We start from the raw sequence: 17,897 nt of genomic DNA on the forward strand, positions 1-17,897 counted from the left end.
GAAAACCGAGAAAGCGATGCTGAGAAGGGTTTGGCGTTTCATGATCGTGTGCTCCGGGGTGTAATGGGTTGGTATGGAGCAGATGTTACGCCGCAGGATTTTTAAGAGAACTTGATTGAGGTGATTGCGAACATCGACGGGATTGATAGACCGGGCGACTCACCCCTTGCGGGTTTGATGATGCAGTCGTCGGATCGCTGGGGCGCGGTCGGTGGCGGGTTCTACACTGGTTAGCTGGCGCGAGCCATCGCAAGGAGAGGTGTATGTATCAGCTCTACGGTTATCAAAACTCTGGCGCCGCGGCGATTGAGGCTGCCCTTGTGCTGTGCGGGGTTGCGTTTCGCTTCATCGATGTCGAGTCGTCCGCGGAAGCCGCCCAGGATCTGCGCAAGCTCAATCCCCTCAAGCAGATCCCGACCCTGCAGTTGCCTGACGGCAGCATCCTGACCGAGAGCGCGGCCATCCTGATTCACCTGGGGCTGACGTTTCCCGAGTCGAAACTGCTGCCGGACAACCCTGCCGACCGCGATCAGGCCATACGCGGCCTGGTCTACATTGTCAGTAATTGCTACGCCGCCATCGGCGTCATCGATTACCCGGAACGCTGGCTGGCCGAGGCGGATGACGCTTCGCGCAAAAACCTGATCGCGGGCAGTCGCGCGCGGCTGCACTGGAGTTGGGAAGTGTTTGCCGATCAGTTTTCGGCAGAGTTGTATCTGGACGACGAGAGGCCTGGCGCTCTGGATGTACTGGCGGCGGTGATTACACGTTGGGCAGGGACCCGGGAGCATCTGCGCAACACCCGGCCGGGCTTTTTCGCCTGGCTGGAACGCATCGACCGCCATCCGATATTGGCCCCGGTCTTTGCCCGGCACTGGCCCTCCTGAACACTGAAAATCTTCCCTGTGGGAGCGAGCCTGCTCGCGAATACGGTGTATCAGCCAATGCATGCGGCGACTGACACACCGCTTTCGCGAGCAGGCTCGCTCCCACAGGGATGTGTGGTGATTTCCAGTTACTCGCCGCGAATGTACTGCTCCAGCTGGCGAATCAACTCTGCCTGTTCGGCGATGGCTTCCTTGACCAGGTCACCGATCGACAGCAGGCCGATCAGCTTGCCGTCTTCCACTACCGGCAGGTGACGCAGGCGTTTGTCGGACATGATGCCCAGGCAGGTATCGACAGTCTGGTGGGTGTCCACGGTAATCACTGGGGAGACCATGATGTCGCGCACCGGCGTGCCCACCGAAGAGCGCCCGTGCAGTACCAGTTTGCGCGCATAGTCGCGTTCACTGATGATGCCCAGCACCTGGTCGTTATCCACCACCAGCAAGGCACCGACGTTCTTTTCGGCCATCTTCATCAGCGCTTCCAGCACCATGTGATCAGGTTTGATCTGGTGCACTTCCTGGTTTTTCTGATCTTTCAACTTGAGCAGTTGCGCGACGGTTTTCATGGCGGTTTCCCGGGTGTTGTCGTTGTCCTTGAAGAATCGTAGACCCAAGCGCGCAGGGCAAGAGCGAAAGCGTCGGATAATGCGCAAAAAACGTCATTTGGTGGTTTTTCCTCTTCAAACTTCACCTGGACGCGGTTACCGACACACCACATATCCAATGTGGGAGCGAGCCTGCTCGCGAATGCGGTGGGTCAGTCGGCACTTGTATTGGTTGACACACCGCCTTCGCGAGCAGGCTCGCTCCCACAGAGATCGCATCCAGGTCTCATTGAGCGCGTAGAATCAACACCCTGAATCAACTCCGAGGTTTGCAGTGGTGGATTTACCCCAGGGCTTCGTCCTGACCCGGCATTGGCGCGATACCCCGGCGGGTACGGAAGTCGAGTTCTGGCTGGCAACCGACAGCGGTCCCCGGCGCCTCCGTCTGCCTTATCAGCCGTCGGTGGCGTTCATCCCGGCTTGCCAGCGCGAGCAGGCCGAGGCGTTGTTGCATGACGAAAAGAACGTCGAGCTCAAGCCCCTGGCCCTGCAGGATTTCGAACACCGGCAGGTCGTCGGCCTGTATTGCCGACAGCACGGCCAATTGATGCGCCTGGAAACCAGTCTGCGCCGGGCCGGCGTCGACGTGTACGAAGCCGACGTGCGTCCGCCGGAGCGCTACCTGATGGAGCGCTTCATCACCGCACCGGTGCGCTTTGGCGGCACACCGGGGGCCGATGGCCTGCTGCTCGATGCGCAGATGAAACCCGACCCCGACTACCGGCCGAACCTCAGGCTGGTGTCCCTGGACATCGAAACCACCGCCCAGGGCGATTTGTACTCCATTGCCCTGGAGGGCTGTGGCGAGCGTCAGGTGTACATGCTCGGCCCGGCCAATGGCGACGACAGCGCGGTAGATTTCCAGCTCGAGTACTGCGAGTCGCGCACCGTGCTGCTGAAAAGGCTCAACGACTGGTTCGCCCGACATGACCCCGACGCCCTCATCGGCTGGAACGTCGTGCAGTTCGACCTTCGGGTGTTGCACGAGCACGCCCGGCGTCTGGGCGTGCCGTTGAAACTGGGACGCGGCGGCGAGGAAATGCAGTGGCGCGAACACGGCAGCGGCAACCATTACTTCGCGTCCGCCGCCGGCCGGCTGATCATCGACGGCATCGAAGCCCTGCGTTCGGCGACCTGGAGTTTCCCGTCATTCAGCCTGGAAAACGTCGCGCAAACCCTGCTCGGCGAAGGCAAGTCAATCGACAACCCTTACCAGCGCATGGACGAAATCAACCGCATGTTCGCCGAGGACAAACCGGCGCTGGCCAAGTACAACCTCAAGGACTGCGAGCTGGTCACGCGGATCTTCGCCAAGACCGAGCTACTGAAGTTTTTGCTGGAGCGATCCAGCGTCACCGGTTTGCCGGTGGACCGCATGGGCGGCTCGGTGGCGGCGTTCACCCATCTCTACATGCCCTTGATGCATCGCCAGGGCTTCGTCGCCCCCAATCTGGGCGGCAAACCACCGCAAGCCAGCCCCGGCGGTTTTGTCATGGACTCGCAACCGGGCCTGTACGAATCGGTGCTGGTGTTCGACTACAAAAGCCTCTACCCCTCGATCATCCGCACGTTTCTCATCGACCCGGTGGGCCTGATCGAGGGGCTCAAACATCCTGACGATGCCGATTCGGTGCCGGGTTTTCGCGGGGCGCGGTTTTCCCGTACCCGTCATTGCCTGCCGTCCATCGTCGCCAGGGTTGCCGAAGGCCGGGAAACCGCCAAGCGCGAGCACAACGCGCCGTTGTCCCAGGCGCTGAAGATCATCATGAACGCGTTCTACGGCGTACTCGGTTCCAGCGGTTGCCGCTTCTTCGACACGCGCCTGGCGTCGTCCATTACCTTGCGCGGCCACGAAATCATGCTGCGCACCCGCCAGTTGATCGAAGCCCAGGGGCACACGGTGATATATGGCGACACCGACTCTACCTTCGTCTGGCTGCGTCGCGCCCATGGCCAACAGGAAGCGGCGCAGATTGGCCAGGCACTGGTGGGCTACGTCAACCAGTGGTGGCGAGACCACGTGCGTGAAGAGTACGGCCTGGAGAGTGCCCTGGAGTTGCAGTACGAAACCCACTACAAGCGCTTTCTGATGCCGACCATTCGCGGCGCGGAGGAGGGCAGCAAGAAGCGTTATGCGGGGTTGGTCACCCGTGCCGATGGCACTGACGAGATGGTCTACAAAGGCCTGGAAACGGTGCGGACCGATTGGTCGCCGCTGGCCCGGCAATTCCAGCAGGAGCTGTACCTGCGGATCTTTCAACGCAAGCCCTATCAGGACTACGTGCGCGACTACGTGGCCAAGACCCTGGCGGGCGAGTTCGACGAGCGCCTGATTTATCGCAAGCGCCTGCGCCGTACCCTCGACGACTACCAGCGCAACGTCCCGCCGCACGTTCGGGCGGCACGCATCGCGGACGATTACAACGACAGTCAGGGCCGTCCGCGTCAGTACCAGAACGGTGGCTGGATCAGTTACGTGATCACCGCCGCCGGCCCCGAACCGCTGGAAATCCGCACGGCGCCCATCGACTACGACCACTACATCAGCAAACAACTGCAACCGGTGGCGGACGCGATCCTGCCGTTTGTCGACGATGATTTCTCAACCCTGATTGGGGGGCAACTGGGCCTGTTTTGAGTCCATCAGCGACAATGTCCAGTCGTCCAGGATGCCATGGAAGTACTGGTTCAAGGCTTGATGAAACGGACTGTTTTCGGGAGCGACCTCGGCAAACAGCGTCATCGACGAATGAAATTTCAGGTCGTCCGGATGGCCGAAAATCGCCGCCACCGAACGCTGCTGGATGTTCAGCACTTCATGGGTGCACGTGCGCAACCGGGCACCGAGCACAGGGTGATCAAGGTAGGCCTGGGCCTCTTCCCGGGAGCGGATCGCATAGCGCCGGGACATTTCGCTGTCACCCAGGCCGGCGAATTGTGGAAACACGAACCACATCCAGTGGCTGCGCTTGTGACCGGCGTTCAGTTCGGCCTGGACCCGGTCGAACACCGGGTCTTGCGCCTGGATAAAGCGCTGCAGGTTAAAGGCGTCCGATTGATCGGTGCTTCTCATGGCGAAGCCCTCTGGCAGCGTGATGGCTCAGACCATGGCCAGCCGCTGCTTGCGTTTGGGCGCGTGAAACGCTTGGTCCAGCGCCTCCAGATCCCCGGTTTCAAGCTGCAGTCCGGCGGCTTGGGCGTTGAGTTGCACATGCTCGGGGCGAACTGCCTTGGGAATGGCGATCACGCCATTCTGGCGCAGTAGCCAGGCCAGCGAAACCTGGGCAGGCGTCACGCCATGACGGCTGGCTACCTGCTTGAGTATGGCATTGGCCAACATCTGCCCTCCCTGGCCAATCGGACAATAGGCCATGACGGGCATCCTGTGCTGCTGGCACCAGGGCAGTAAATCAAATTCTATCCCGCGTTCCTCCAGGTTGTAGAGCACCTGATTGGTGGCGCAGGCCGGGGCGTCCAGTTCCAGCAGATCATCGACGTCAAAATTGGACACACCCCAACGGCCGATCTTGCCGGCTTCGCGCAGGCGTTCGAAGGCGTCGACGGTTTCTTCCAGTGGGTACTGGCCGCGCCAGTGCAGCAGGTACATATCGATGTAATCGGTGTCGAGCCGGCGAAGGCTGCGTTCGCAGGCCTCGGGGATGCCCTTGCGACTGGCGTTGTGCGGGTAGACCTTGCTGACCAGGAACACCTTGTCGCGCTGACCGGCGATGGCTTGCGCCACGACCTCCTCGGCGCCGCCTTCGGCATACATTTCGGCGGTGTCGATCAGGGTCATGCCCAACTCGATACCCAGGCGCAGGGCGGCGACTTCCTCGTTGTGGCGGGATCGGTCTTCGCCCATTTGCCAGGTGCCCTGGCCGATGGCTGGCACGTTGATACCGGCCAATTCCACAGTGCGCATTGATACCTCCTTTGATGACCCAATCATGTGTGATGGGCAACAGCATAGCCCCCGAGGTTCCTGCCGGTGATCGATTGCTTGCCGCCGACACTGCACTTTTTTGCAAACGATGGCTCTACCCTTGGCCAGCCCGCGGCGATCCCCACCGCAGGCCCATGCCCAAGTTCAAGAACCCATGGCTCGAGCGTTACCCTTCGATTCCCCCCATTTGCGTCGCTGTCGCCTGCTGCTGAGCGGCCTGTTCATGTGCCTCGCCACCGGCTGCAGCCACCAGGACGGCAATGGCCTGTTCACCCAGTTGCGCGAAGGCAAACCCCAGGAATTCCTGCAAACCAGCGTCGACCGCATGGCCACCCTGACCATGCGCGACAACCTCGACAGCCTCTATGTGCTGATGAACAAGCTCTACCTGCGTAATCCGGACGAGTTGAAAAAATCCGGTTTCCTCGACGCCCGCACCGCGGGCAAGCAAGTGCGCATGGCGATCGAACAGCAACAGCCGCTGCCCACCCTGGGCGGTAAAAAAGACCTGGCGGCGCTGCGCTTCGCCATGAGCCCGGAATTTCTCGGTGACCGGGTCGGCGCGTTCATCTATGCCATTGGCAGCATGCTGGTCACCGCCCACGGCAATCGCCTGGAGTTTTACATGACGGATGCGATCAACCCGACCTTCGTCAGCAACGCCGCGCGCAACATCGAAATCGCCACCTGGATCTTGAGCCAGCGGCAGAACAAGGAGGGCCAGCCCCTGCTGTTCTCCAATGAGATCTCGGAGGAGGGCAGCAACCTGAGTTTTGCCGTGGAGTTCGGGAAGATCGTTGCCCGGCTGGACCTGCTGACCCAGATGCTGGATGAGCGCTATCGGCGGATCGGCTTGAATTATGCGCAGAGTTTGCTGTTTCTGAATTTCCTCCCAGTGCAGTAGCAGCGCCAATTTCCCTGTGGGAGCGAGCCTGCTCGCGAAGAGGGGGTGTCAGTCAACATTTGAAGCGACTGACATTACGCCTTCGCGAGCAGGCTCGCTCCCACAGGGTCAAGTGTGTGTTGGGTATAAAGATAGATCGCATCGATATATGTAGTTATAAGAAAAATCGCTATGCTGCGGGCCTGAAATTTCCCTGCGGTCTATGTGGGCGTATTAATGGATTTAGTGAACATCGGGTTGGTCGTTGCCGGGCTGGTCGTCGGCTTCATTGTCGGCATGACGGGCGTGGGTGGCGGATCGTTGATGACCCCCATCCTGCTCTGGTTCGGCATTAACCCGGCCACCGCCGTCGGCACCGACCTGTTGTACGCGGCCATCACCAAATCCAGTGGTGTGCTGGTTCACAGAAAGAACAAAAACATCGACTGGGCGATTACCGGTTGGCTGACCCTCGGCAGTGTGCCGGCGGTGGCGATGACGCTGTGGTTCCTGAGCAGTCTGAACGAAGCGCCCGATGCGATGAACGCCATCATCAAACAGGCCCTGGGCTTCGTCCTCTTTGCCACGGCGCTGGCGATCCTGTTCAAGAAACGCCTGCTCGATTTCGCCCACAAACGTGCCGGTGGCCACTACAACCCCACTGGCCTGCGTTTGAATGTGCTGACAGTGATTACCGGCCTGGTGCTGGGCACTATGGTGGCGCTGACCTCCATCGGCGCCGGGGCCCTGGGTACTGTCGCGTTGTTCATCCTCTATCCGATGCTGCCGACCCGCCGACTGGTGGGCACGGAAATCGCGCACGCGGTACCCCTGACGCTGGTCGCCGGCCTTGGCCATGCGAGCATGGGCAATATGGATTGGCACGTACTGGGTTACTTGCTGGTGGGTTCGTTGCCGGGGATTTACCTGGGCAGCCACCTGACCGGGCGCGTCTCCGATGAGTTGTTGCGTCCTTGCCTGGCCACGATGCTGGTATTGATCGGGTACAAATTGGCGTTCTAAGTTGCGCTGAAGTAAGAAAGGCGTAACGCCGACTTCATTCGCGGGTGAATATTTCCAACAGATGCCCGTCCGGGTCATCGAAATACACCCGCCGTCCCCCCGCGTAATCATTGATCTGCTTCGGCCGCTGTTTGCCCGGATCGGCCCACCACGGCTGCCCGCGCGCCTCCAGGCGTGCGAATGCATGGTCGAAAGCATTGTCATCGAGCAAAAACGCGTAGTGCTGCGAGGCAATCGGTGGGTCGTTGTCGTAGAAGTCCAGCGACACATGATTGTCGAACCGCACGATCAGCATCGGCCCGAAGGGTTCCGGGGCGGACAGACCGAGCACTTCGACCAGAAAATGTGCCGACCGGTGTTTGTCGCGGCACCAGACAATGGTGTGGTTCAGCCGGACGCTCATGGAAGGGGCCTCGCGCGGGATCAGGCAACTGCTTTGTGATGTTTTCAGATTAGCCCAGCCTGTTGCGCATTGACTGCCCTGACCTAAGCTTGGGTCAAGGCGAGACACATTTGCGAAGCGTCACCGGAACGAACGCCGCAATGCGCAATCAGTAGAGCGTGGATATCAAAAGGAGATGCGCATGCTCATCAGGTCACTGACCCTGGCTACCCTGCTGGCGATTGCCGGCCCCCTGTTCGCCGCCGATGGCGATTCACCGCTGGATATCGACAGGGGCAGGGCTCGACCACTGATTGTCATCGCGCCGAGTACCGCAGATCCCGTCTGGAGAAACCTGAAACAATCCATGGAAGAGCCGGCCAACAAGCAGGGGCTGACCGAGCGCAACATCAGGGTGTACAGCGTGCTGAACATGTCCGGCCAACTCGACGGCAAGGATCTCGGCCAGCAGGACACCATGGCCTTGATCCGTGCATTGAAACTGGGAGCCGGCGCGTTGCCGAAAGTGATTCTCGTGGGCAAGGACGGCGAGAAGAAACTCGAAAGTTCGGGGGAGGAATCGAAGACGGTCGACCTGAAAAAAATCTTCGACACCGTCGACGCCCTGCCGGCGACCGAGAAGGAAGCGGTTGTGCCAACACCGCCACCGGTGGCCGCGGAAGCCGCTCCGGCCAAGGGCGCCAAAAACGGCAAACCCGCCAAACCGGCGAAGCCCGCCAAGCCGCCTGAGCAGCCGGATGATTGATTTGATGCCCGGCTTTTGTGTCGAATGATGTACCTGTGGGAGCGAGCCTGCTCGCGAAGGCGTCAGGTCAGTCGCCATAGGTATTGACTGATACACCGCATTCGCGAGCAGGCTCGCTCCGACATTGTTTTTTAGCGCCAGCCTGTTTACCAGTTGTAGCGATACCCCACAAAACCCGCCTGAGCAGCCGGATGATTGATTTGATGCACGACCTTTGCTGCGAATGATGTACCTGTGGGAGCGAGCCTGCTCGCGAAGGCGTCAGGTCAGTCGCCATAGGTATTGACTGATATACCGCATTCGCGAGCAGGCTCGCTCCCACATTGTTTTTTAGCGCCAGCCTGTTTACCAGTTGTAGCGATACCCCACCGTCACTGCCCACGGCTGTTCGATGTCGCTGCCCTTGGTGTAGGCGCCTTCGACGTAGACGTTGTGCTTCTCGGCCGCCGTCACCATCACTCCGCCACCGATCTCGCCCCGTGATCCCGGCAAGCTACTGTCCAGTTTCGCCCCACTGACCATCACGTGGCTGTCACCGGCGTGTTCGGTGATCCAGGTGGCCTTGGCGTACGGTTTTACCGTGACACCCTTGCCCAGTTGCAGGTCGCGCCCAACCACACCACCGACACGGCTTTGCACCGACATCATTGCATCCTGTTCGACACTCAAACCGTTGCTGGCGGTGTAGCGGCCTTCGCTGATACGTGCCACTTGCAGTCCCGCTTGAGGCTCGACGAACCAGCCCTGACCCAGGTCGATGTGCTTGCCGACCTGCACGTCCGCGCTCACCGCATGGTTTTTGTAATGCGCCTTGACCTTGTCGCCGAGATTGCTGGTGATGTTGATGTCATTGTCCAGGCGGCTGTACTTCAGTGCGCCATCGACATACAGGCCACTGCGGTCCAGGTAACTGGCATAGCCGCCGAGCGTCATGCTGTCGATCGTGCCTTTGCTGGCTTCGCCGAAATCCTGCCGGCCCTGACCCTGGCCAACCAGTCCACCGACGTAGAGCGTGCCGTCGGCGAAGGGCAGGGCCTTGTCTGCACCGATCTCCATGCCATTGATCTGTTGCTGGAAAGCGCGGCTGCTGCCGGTGTCCAGGCGCTGTTCGGCGCCATAGCCACGGGTCCACAGACCACCCTGATCCTTGCCCGAGCGCAGGTCGCCGAAATGGTCGACGGTGGCGCTCATCTGGGCGCCGATCAAGGCCGCACTGGCGGCCTGACTGGCGACCGCTGCGTTGGCGCCCTTGCTCAGGGTTTCAGCTTGAGGACGGCGCGGTGGCTGCACAGGGTTGTCCGGCTCAGCAGGCGCCACAGGAAAAACCGGAGCCACCGGGTCCACCGGGTCCACCGGCGCCACCGGATCGGCTGGATCAACCGGCTCTTGTGTTTCATTCGTGCCTTCTGGCTGCTCGACTTCGGCGAGATTGGCCAGGTACCAATCGTCACCTTGCTGCTGCAACTGATAGCGATAGGCGCCGGCATCCACGGTCTGGCCATGGAGGTTGAAGCTGCCGCTGCCGCCATTGCCGTCCACCAGCAGCAGTCTCTGCAGTGCGCCACTGGGCGCGTTACCCGAATCGGCGACCACCAGCGTATGCGTGTCGCTGACCGGGCCCTGTACCTTGAGCAGGTCACCTTGCAGCGCGGCGAGGTCAGTGTTCATCAGGAAGCTGCCGTTGCCGGTCAGCGGGCCTTTGATTGTCAGGGTGTGGAAGCCGTTGACCGCCGGGTCGGCGAAGCTGACGTTGCCGTCGACGTGGGTGTTGAAGCCGAGGATCGCATCACCCTTGAGTTGCAGCGATCCCCCCTGATTGATCGTGGTTTCACTGGCTTGGGCCTGATCACCCATGACCATGAGGCCGCCCTGATTGACGGTCGTGTTGTGCACGACGGTGCCCGCCTCGATATCCAGTTGGCCGCCCTGATTGACCACGGTATCGCTGATGGACGCACTGTCGAACACCGACATAAGGCCGCCATTATTCACGGTCGTGTGGTCGGCAAGGGCGTCGCCGAAGACATTCATCTCGCTATTGTTGACGCTGGTGTTGCGAGCCTGCGCTTGCATGGAGACAAACATCGCACCGCCCTCGAGCCGGGTGTTGCTGACGGTCGCGTTTTCCGAAGCATCGAAAAAACCACGGTTGACCAGGGTGCCGACGGCTGTGGCCGAACCCACTACGACCATCTGGCCACCATTCACAATGCTGTCCTGGGCGGACGCGTTGTCATTGATTTGCAGCCATCCGGTGTTGTGGACCTCGGTACCGACCGATGCTCCCAAATCATAGATATTGATGTGGCCGTAGCTCACCGTACTGTTGACGATCGTCCCGCCGGTGCCGATGTTCACCGTGCTGTTGTCATTGACCACCAGGTTGGTTTCGGAGGTCGTTTGGCAACTGATCGTGTCGCAACTGTCCGCGAACGACGCACCAGGCGCAGCACCCAACAGCAGCAAGGCGCTTGAAACCGATACACGCGATAACCGCAAACCAACCTTGATCATTTGGAGCCACCGTCTGGATGGGAAAGTGGCGCGAATTCTCCGGTTGGGGGTGATGTGGGTAACGCGGCGGTTTCCTAATTTCTTGTGGGAAACTTCCTACAAGGCTAGGGGATGATGCTGGCCCGAATGCTGTCCTGAAGGCAGGTCATTTGCAGGGTAAAGGCCTCCACCAATCGGGCCAGTTCGTGGCTTGGCGCTTGAGCTTCGCACCCCTGTTCGAGCTGTTCGCAAGCGCCGATCAACGGCATTGCGTGGATGATCCGCGCACTGCCGAGGATCTTGTGGCAACGACGTTTGACCGCCACCAGGTCACCGGCCGCGTGCAGTTGTTGCAGCGCATCGAAGTCCTCCTGATTGGTGCGCAGCACGGTGGCGAGTAACTGCCGCGTCATCGCCTCATCGCCATCGGTGATTTCCTGGACCTTGTTGATATCGAAGCAGGCGGTCGTGTCCTGCCCGACCTGCTCAGCCTGGTGCAGGTAGCGTTCGAGGGCCGGGCGCGTCACCGGTTTGAACAGGCAGTCGTTCATGCCCGCTTCGATGCAACGTTGGACTTCCTGCGGCTGGGCATTGGCCGTCAAGCCGACGATGTGGGTGACGGTTCGCCCTTCACGGGCTTCGATTTCTCTCATGCGACGGGCCATCTGCTCGCCACTCATCTGCGGCATATTGCTGTCGGTAATGACGTAATCGAACGTTTCCTGCTGCCACAGGCGCAAGCCTTCCACGCCGTTCTCCGCGCAGCGCACCCGCATGCCCAGGGATTCCAGCTGCCGTTGCAGCACCACGCGATTGAACTCGTGATCCTCGACAATCAGGATGGTGCGCTCGGGCAGGGTCCAGACCTGTTCAGGCTCGAGCGATGGCGTGGCTTCGTCCTCGGTCATCGCGGCCACATCCAGCGTCAGTGTGAAACTTGAACCCTGTCCCGGTTCGCTGACACAGGTCAACCGCCCGCCCATCAGTTGCGTCAGTTGCTGACAGATCGCCAGGCCCAGGCCGGTACCGATCTGCACTTCGGTATCGCTCGATCCGAACTGCGTATACGGCTGGAACAGGCGCTCGCGCTGCTGCCCGGTCATGCCGATGCCGGTATCCCGCACGTGCAGGTTCAGCAGGGTGGGTTCGTTCTCGGGGGCAAGCGTCAGCTCGACACTGACCGTGCCCTGCGGGGTGAACTTGATGGCGTTGCTGATCAGGTTGGACACGATCTGCCGGAACCGCAGCGAGTCCAGGTCCACGGCAATGTCCGGTCCGTGATTGACGAAGGTCAGCGCCACGTTTTTCTGTTGGGCGAGGCTGGCGAAACCCTCGATGACGGTGGTGACCAGGCGCACGGGATGACAGGCGCCACTGCGCAACTCGAACTTTCCCGACTCGATTTTCGACAGGTCGAGAATTTCGCCGATCAGCTCCATCATGCCGCCCGCGGACTTCTGCGCGATGTCGATCAGCTCGCTGTCGGGACGCTGGTCACGCAGCAATTCGAGCACACCAATCAGCGCGCTCATCGGTGTGCGGATTTCATGGCTCATCACCGCCAGGAAGTGACTCTTGCCGCGGCTGGCCGCTTCTGCCAGGTCTTTGGCCTGGTGCAGGGCGTGTTGCAGGTGTTGCTGTTCGGTCAGGTCGATCCAGCCGCCGATGACACCGGTCATGGTGCCATCGGAATCACGATAGGGCAGGGCCCAGTGATAGATGTGGTAGGTCCTGTCGTTGACCGTCATGGTGAAGTTATCGAAGGACGGTTCGCCACTGGCGAGGGTGGCGCGGTGGATGCGGTTGTAACTGCGGGCGTCGTCCAGGAGCAGGATGTCCGCTTCGATCAGGCTCTTGTTCAACACATGATTGAGACTGACTTGCATGGTTTGCAGATAGGCACGGTTGCAGGTCAGCAGCAGGCCCTGGCGGTCGCGTACGTAGATGGGATGTGGCGTGCCATCGACCAACACCTTCATGAACACCAGTTGGTCGTTCAAGGCTTTTTGCGCCTTCTGCCGTTCGGCGATCTGCCGGCGCAGCCCCAGGTTCCAGGCCAGAAAGGCCAGTACCACCACCCCCAACCCCAGCACCGCCCGGTAGAACCAGTTTTTGTAGGCATTCCAGCCACCCTGGCTTTCCTGCGGGTCCTGCCAGCGAGTGGCCAGGTCGGTGAGCTGGTCGGGACTGATGTCGAGCAATGCTTTGTTGAGGATCGACATCAGTTCGGTGTTTTGATGGCCGGTCGCGAAACTGACCAGCGCAGGTTGGGCACCGATCACCGAATCGATTTGCAGGCGGCCACGGAAAAAGCGGTCGATCAGGTAAGAAGCGCCCAGTTGCGGCTGAATGACGCCTTCTACGCTACCTTCGGCGAGCAATTCGTAGGATTCGATGGGGGCGTCGACCTCCACCCGTTGAATGTCCGGCCACTCACGCTCCAGCCAATTGGCGGCAGGCGAACCCTTTATGATCGCCACGCGCTGGCCTTTCAGACCGGTCAGGCCCGTGTGTTCGGGCTGGACGCGGGTTGCCAGCACGAAGGGGTTCATCACGTAAGGGCGGGTGAACGCCAGGCTGGCCTCACGGTGTTCGCTGTACGTCAGCGCACCAATGATGCTCGCCGGGTCACGCTGCACCCGGCTGACCATGGCGTCGACAGAGGTAATATTGACCGGGCGGAAAACCAGCCCCGTGCGATCGTTGATCGCTTCCAGCACATCAGCCGCCATGCCCCGCAGCTGCCCGTCGGCATTGAAGAAACTGAAGGGCGAGTACAGGTCGTTGGCCAGCACATCGATGTACGGATGATCCTTGATCCATTGCTGTTCCGACGGCGTCAGTTGCAGCCGGTTATAACCCAGTTTCGGGTTGTCACCGATGCCCCAGCGGCGGGCGATCGCGGCGTGTTCCTGGGGTGAAATCCTGGACAGGGCATTGTTGAGCAAGGTGCGCAGCTGGTTATCCTGAAGCCGGACGGCAAAGCTGAAGCCCAACCCTTCGGAGTCGCGCTGGATCATCTGCTTCAGGCTCTGTTGATAGTTGCGGTCCAGCATGTACTGCGCGGAAATGGCGTCAGTCAGCAACACGGTGCCTTCGCCATAGGCCACCAACCCGAGCCCTTGCATGGTCGAGAGCACCGGCTTTACGGTCAGCTCTGGAAACAGGGCGCTCACGCGCTCCTGTGAAATCCAGTCGGGATCGAACAATACTGTGGTGCCCGACGGTGGCCGTTTATCTGGCCAGTGGGTGCCGAATCGGCTGACCAAAACGGCCTGGTCGTAGGCGTAGGGGGCGCTCATCAACAGATCGGCATGGTTTGCCTCCAGGTGATTGATCCGCGGCACCAGATCCACTTCATTGTGCTGCAGGGCGGCCAGGGCCTGTTCCTGGCTGGCAAAGCGTTCCACCTGTAGGCGAACGCCCAGCCCCCGGGCCAGGACATCCAGGTAATCAGCCGACAAGCCTTCGTAATCCTTGTGACTGGCGGTCAGGTCCAGCGGCGGTCGGTCGGGCAGGTACACGCCAACGCGCAACACGGCTTTATCCGCGAGCCATTGGCGTTGCGAGGTATTGAGCGTCAGGGCAATGCTGCTGTCGGCGGCACGGCTGAGCAAAGACAGGGTTTCGGCGGGCGCCGGCAATGACAGGAGCAACAGCAGGCCCAGCAGCATTCGAGAAATCGTGGTCATGATTCAGACCAGATCATTGCGCTTGGCGAATTCGATCAGTTCCAACAGCGTGTTTACCTTGAGTTTTTGCATCAGTCGGGTTTTGTAGGTGCTGACGGTTTTGTTGCTCAGCAGCATGTCGTCGGCGATTTCCTTGTTGCTCCTGCCCAGCGCCAGGCCGTGCAGCACCTTGAGTTCACGGCGTGAAACGGCACTGAGCAATTGCGCATCGTTCTGGGCGAAATCGCTTTTGCGTACCGAGCTGTAGGTGCCGATGGGAAACCAGGTCTTGCCGCTGGCCACGGCCTTGAGTGCGGTGGTGATCTCCACGGGATCGTCGGCTTTCGAAAGATAGCCCGTGGCACCGGCGCGCATGCACTGTGCCGCATAGGCCTGGCTTTTCAGACCGGTATGCACCAGCACATGGGCGCGATTGCCGGCGATGCGCAAACGCTCGATAACGGTAATGCCATCGATTTGCGGGATGTCGAGGTCCAGCACTATGGCATCGGGATCCAGCTCGAGCGCTTTGCTCAGGGCGTCCACGCCGTTGTCGCACTCGCCGACGATCTCATGACCTTCACGGGTCAGAATCATCCCGATTGCCATGCGCACCACTGCGTGATCATCGACCAACAGCACTTTCATCGATCCGTCCTCATGCTCTGATTCAGCATAGTCCCGCTACCGGATAGAACCCGACGGAGCTGATGCATGACCTGACGCGGTAAAAAAGAGGCGCGAATCCTACTGGTTTTGTGTGGGTATGCAAGGCGGGGATGGCGTGGGGGCGCTTGTAGATGTCGGGGAGGCCCGGTTTAAAGCGGGTATCCGATTAACCCTGTGGGAGCGAGCCTGCTCGCGAAAGCGGTGTGTCAGGCAACATCAACGTTGAAGGCGCCGGCCTCTTCGCGAGCAGGCTCGCTCCCACAGGTGAGGGTTTTCGGATTACTTGCCCAGCGCCGTCAATATTGAATGAGCGATTTTGATCCGTTCCGGGTTCGGGTAGTTTTTGTTGGCGAGGATCACGATGCCGATGTCTTTCGCGGGCACGTACGCCACGTAGGCACCGAAGCCGCCCGTGGAGCCGGTTTTGTTGAACAGTACGCTTCCCGGTCGAGCCTGCGGTGGGTTCAGCCACTGGACTTTTTGCGCTTCCAGGGCCATCTGCGAAGAGTTGCCCGCCTGCAATGTCTCGAGGGTGACCGGGTAGTGGTAGTACTCCCAGCCCAGGCCCTGGGTCATGTCGCCGACGGTGTAGTAACCGGTGTGGGTGGTGGCGATGGCCTGTTGCAAGGGCTTTTCCAGCGCCATCGGTTTCATGTTCGCTTCGACATAACGCAGCAGATCGGCGGCGCTGGTTTTCACGCCATAGGCCTCTGAATCCAGTGCGCCAGGGCCGACCCGCACTGGTTTGCCGTCCTTGTTGTAGCCTTGGGCGTAAAGGCTCATCTGATCCTGCGGCACGTTGAGGAAGGTGTGCTTCAAGCCGAGTTTTGGCAGCAGGGTTTTCTCCATGACCTCTTCAAAGGGTGCGCCCAGGCTTTGCGCCGCCAGATAGCCGAACAACCCCAGGCTCGGGTTGGAATACTGCCGATGGCTGCCAGGGGCGTACACCGGTTTCCACTGTTTGAAATAACCGAGCATCTTGTCCGGCGCGTCGGCTTCGCTTGGAAATTGCAACGGGAGGCCGCCGCCCGAGTAGGTCCCCAGTTGCAGCACGCTGATGTCGTCGAATGCACTGCCCCGCAGCGATGGCAGGAGGTGACTGGCCTTGTCCGACAGAGCGAGTTTGCCGTTGGCCTGTGCATAGGCGGCGAGGGTGGCGGTGTAGGTTTTGCTCACCGAGCCAATCTCGAACAGGGTGTTTTCGGAGACGGCGCTGCCGTTTTCCTTCGAGGCGACACCGTAGTTAAAGTAATGCGGCTGGCCATTGAGGGTAATGGCAATGGCCATGCCGGGGATTTGCTGTTGTTGCATCACCGGTTCGATGACGGCGTTGACGATGGATTCGATGCGGTCGTCAGCCATGGAGGGGCTGGCGCCGAGGAGCAGTGCCAGAGCACCGTAGAGTTTGAGCTTGTTGAGGTTTTTATCAGGCATGACTGAGTCACTTCCATGAGTATTCAGGATGTTGGTCGAACAGTTTTGCGATCCCGGCCCCGGATCGGCGAAGCAAATCTATGCAGTCTGTTTCGGTTGGACAACCGATGATATTTTGCACGAGCCATTAGAAAAATTTGGGGGTGGTCATGATCCGGCCGCAATTACCGCTCAATGCGCTGCGCGCCTTCGAGGCTTCGGCGCGGCACTTGAGTTTTACCCGGGCCGCTGTGGAACTGTGCGTCACGCAGGCCGCGGTGAGTCATCAGGTCAAAAGCCTGGAGTCGCAACTTGGCGTGACGCTGTTCAAGCGCTTGCCTCGCGGGCTGATGCTGACCCGTGAAGGGGAAACCCTGTTGCCGGTGCTGCGCGAGTGCTTTGACCGTATTGCCGACACCCTGGAGTGTTTCGAGGGCGGGCATTTTCGTGAAGTGTTGACGGTAGGGGCGGTGGGGACGTTCGCGGTGGGTTGGCTGTTGCCACGCCTGGCGGACTTCCAGGCGAAACATCCGTACATAGATTTACGTCTGTCGACCAACAACAATCGCGTGGATGTCGCTGCGGAAGGACTGGATTACGCCATTCGTTTTGGCGCCGGGGCGTGGCATGGCATTGAAGCAGTACGGGTGATCGAGGCGCCGCTGTCGGTGTTGTGCGTGCCCGGGATTGCCCGGCAATTGAAATCACCGACTGATCTGTTGCAGCAAACGCTTTTGCGCTCCTATCGCACGGACGAGTGGCCGGAGTGGTTCCTTGCGGCCGGGCTTTCGACGCTGGGGGCCTCGCCGGGGAGCATTGTCTTCGACTCGTCACTGGCGATGATGGAGGCTGCTCTGCAAGGCGCAGGCGTGGCGTTGGCGCCGCCGCTGATGTTTTCGCGGCAATTGGCGGCGGGGGTGATCCAGCAGCCTTTTGCGATTCATATCACCACCGGCAGCTACTGGTTGACCCGATTGCAGTCGCGACCGGAAACGTCTGCGATGGGGGCGTTTCGCGGGTGGTTGTTGCAAACGGCACAGATGAATTAACTAACTCAACACCTGTGGGAGCGAGCCTGCTCGCGAAGGCATTCTGTCAGTCACATTGATGCTGGATGTGCCGACGCCTTCGCGAGCAGGCTCGCTCCCACAGGGATGTT

General features: G+C 60.3%; 14 protein-coding genes. 6 read left to right on the top strand and 8 right to left on the bottom strand.

Going from position 1 to position 17,897, the window contains the following annotated elements:
- Nucleotides 1–263 precede the first annotated feature (263 nt).
- A complete protein-coding gene (locus tag HNQ83_RS21815; protein WP_175390851.1) occupies nucleotides 264–887 on the top strand; it encodes a glutathione S-transferase family protein in 624 nt (207 codons plus the stop codon).
- A gap of 128 nt (nucleotides 888–1,015) precedes the next feature.
- On the opposite strand, the gene HNQ83_RS21820 is transcribed toward HNQ83_RS21815, so the two are convergent.
- Nucleotides 1,016–1,456: a CBS domain-containing protein gene (locus tag HNQ83_RS21820; RefSeq protein WP_175390852.1), complete on the bottom strand. Its 441-nt coding sequence runs from the start codon at nucleotides 1,454–1,456 to the stop codon at nucleotides 1,016–1,018.
- Nucleotides 1,457–1,772: 316 nt separating this feature from the next.
- Between HNQ83_RS21820 and HNQ83_RS21825 the strand changes: the two genes are divergently transcribed.
- Nucleotides 1,773–4,133, top strand: coding sequence for a DNA polymerase II (locus HNQ83_RS21825; protein ID WP_175390853.1), 2,361 nt, complete (start codon nucleotides 1,773–1,775; stop codon nucleotides 4,131–4,133).
- Here the strand turns inward: HNQ83_RS21825 and HNQ83_RS21830 are convergent.
- Together HNQ83_RS21830 and HNQ83_RS21835 are read right to left on the bottom strand one after the other, a co-directional pair.
- The gene (locus HNQ83_RS21830; RefSeq protein WP_175390854.1) at nucleotides 4,098–4,568 is read right to left on the bottom strand and encodes a DUF1810 domain-containing protein; all 471 of its coding nucleotides are present in this window, start codon (nucleotides 4,566–4,568) and stop codon (nucleotides 4,098–4,100) included. The genes HNQ83_RS21825 and HNQ83_RS21830 overlap by 36 nt on opposite strands.
- A 27-nt stretch (nucleotides 4,569–4,595) precedes the next feature.
- Entirely contained in the window at nucleotides 4,596–5,417 is an 822-nt protein-coding gene (locus HNQ83_RS21835) for an aldo/keto reductase (RefSeq protein WP_175390855.1), read from the bottom strand.
- A 175-nt stretch (nucleotides 5,418–5,592) separates the two neighbouring features.
- On the opposite strand from HNQ83_RS21835, the gene HNQ83_RS21840 reads away from it, so the two are divergent.
- On the top strand, nucleotides 5,593–6,342 hold the full coding sequence (locus tag HNQ83_RS21840; RefSeq protein ID WP_175390856.1) for a hypothetical protein: 750 nt from the start codon (nucleotides 5,593–5,595) through the stop codon (nucleotides 6,340–6,342).
- Between the two features lie 216 nt (nucleotides 6,343–6,558).
- Nucleotides 6,559–7,344 (top strand): sulfite exporter TauE/SafE family protein, encoded by a 786-nt coding sequence (locus HNQ83_RS21845; protein WP_175390857.1) that lies wholly within the window; start codon nucleotides 6,559–6,561, stop codon nucleotides 7,342–7,344.
- Nucleotides 7,345–7,378: 34 nt separating this feature from the next.
- Here HNQ83_RS21845 and HNQ83_RS21850 read toward each other — a convergent pair whose 3' ends face one another.
- Nucleotides 7,379–7,747: a VOC family protein gene (locus tag HNQ83_RS21850; RefSeq protein WP_175390858.1), complete on the bottom strand. Its 369-nt coding sequence runs from the start codon at nucleotides 7,745–7,747 to the stop codon at nucleotides 7,379–7,381.
- A 181-nt stretch (nucleotides 7,748–7,928) separates the two neighbouring features.
- On the opposite strand from HNQ83_RS21850, the gene HNQ83_RS21855 reads away from it, so the two are divergent.
- Nucleotides 7,929–8,492: a DUF4174 domain-containing protein gene (locus HNQ83_RS21855; protein ID WP_175390859.1), complete on the top strand. Its 564-nt coding sequence runs from the start codon at nucleotides 7,929–7,931 to the stop codon at nucleotides 8,490–8,492.
- A 345-nt stretch (nucleotides 8,493–8,837) separates the two neighbouring features.
- Here HNQ83_RS21855 and HNQ83_RS21860 read toward each other — a convergent pair whose 3' ends face one another.
- The 4 genes from HNQ83_RS21860 to ampC all read right to left on the bottom strand — a co-directional run bounded on the left by HNQ83_RS21860 (nucleotide 8,838) and on the right by ampC (nucleotide 16,759).
- Nucleotides 8,838–11,006, bottom strand: coding sequence for an autotransporter outer membrane beta-barrel domain-containing protein (locus tag HNQ83_RS21860; RefSeq protein ID WP_175390860.1), 2,169 nt, complete (start codon nucleotides 11,004–11,006; stop codon nucleotides 8,838–8,840).
- Nucleotides 11,007–11,110: 104 nt separating this feature from the next.
- Nucleotides 11,111–14,677, bottom strand: coding sequence for a transporter substrate-binding domain-containing protein (locus HNQ83_RS21865; RefSeq protein WP_175390861.1), 3,567 nt, complete (start codon nucleotides 14,675–14,677; stop codon nucleotides 11,111–11,113).
- A gap of 3 nt (nucleotides 14,678–14,680) precedes the next feature.
- Entirely contained in the window at nucleotides 14,681–15,304 is a 624-nt protein-coding gene (locus tag HNQ83_RS21870; RefSeq protein ID WP_175390862.1) for a response regulator transcription factor, read from the bottom strand.
- A 300-nt stretch (nucleotides 15,305–15,604) separates the two neighbouring features.
- Nucleotides 15,605–16,759 (bottom strand): class C beta-lactamase, encoded by a 1,155-nt coding sequence (ampC, locus tag HNQ83_RS21875; protein ID WP_175390863.1) that lies wholly within the window; start codon nucleotides 16,757–16,759, stop codon nucleotides 15,605–15,607.
- 149 nt (nucleotides 16,760–16,908) lie between these two features.
- On the opposite strand from ampC, the gene HNQ83_RS21880 reads away from it, so the two are divergent.
- Nucleotides 16,909–17,787, top strand: coding sequence for a LysR family transcriptional regulator (locus HNQ83_RS21880; RefSeq protein ID WP_175390864.1), 879 nt, complete (start codon nucleotides 16,909–16,911; stop codon nucleotides 17,785–17,787).
- Nucleotides 17,788–17,897: the final 110 nt, after the last annotated feature.

The sequence above is a fragment of the Pseudomonas sp. C2B4 genome (assembly GCF_013359695.1).
GTDB lineage: Bacteria > Pseudomonadota > Gammaproteobacteria > Pseudomonadales > Pseudomonadaceae > Aquipseudomonas.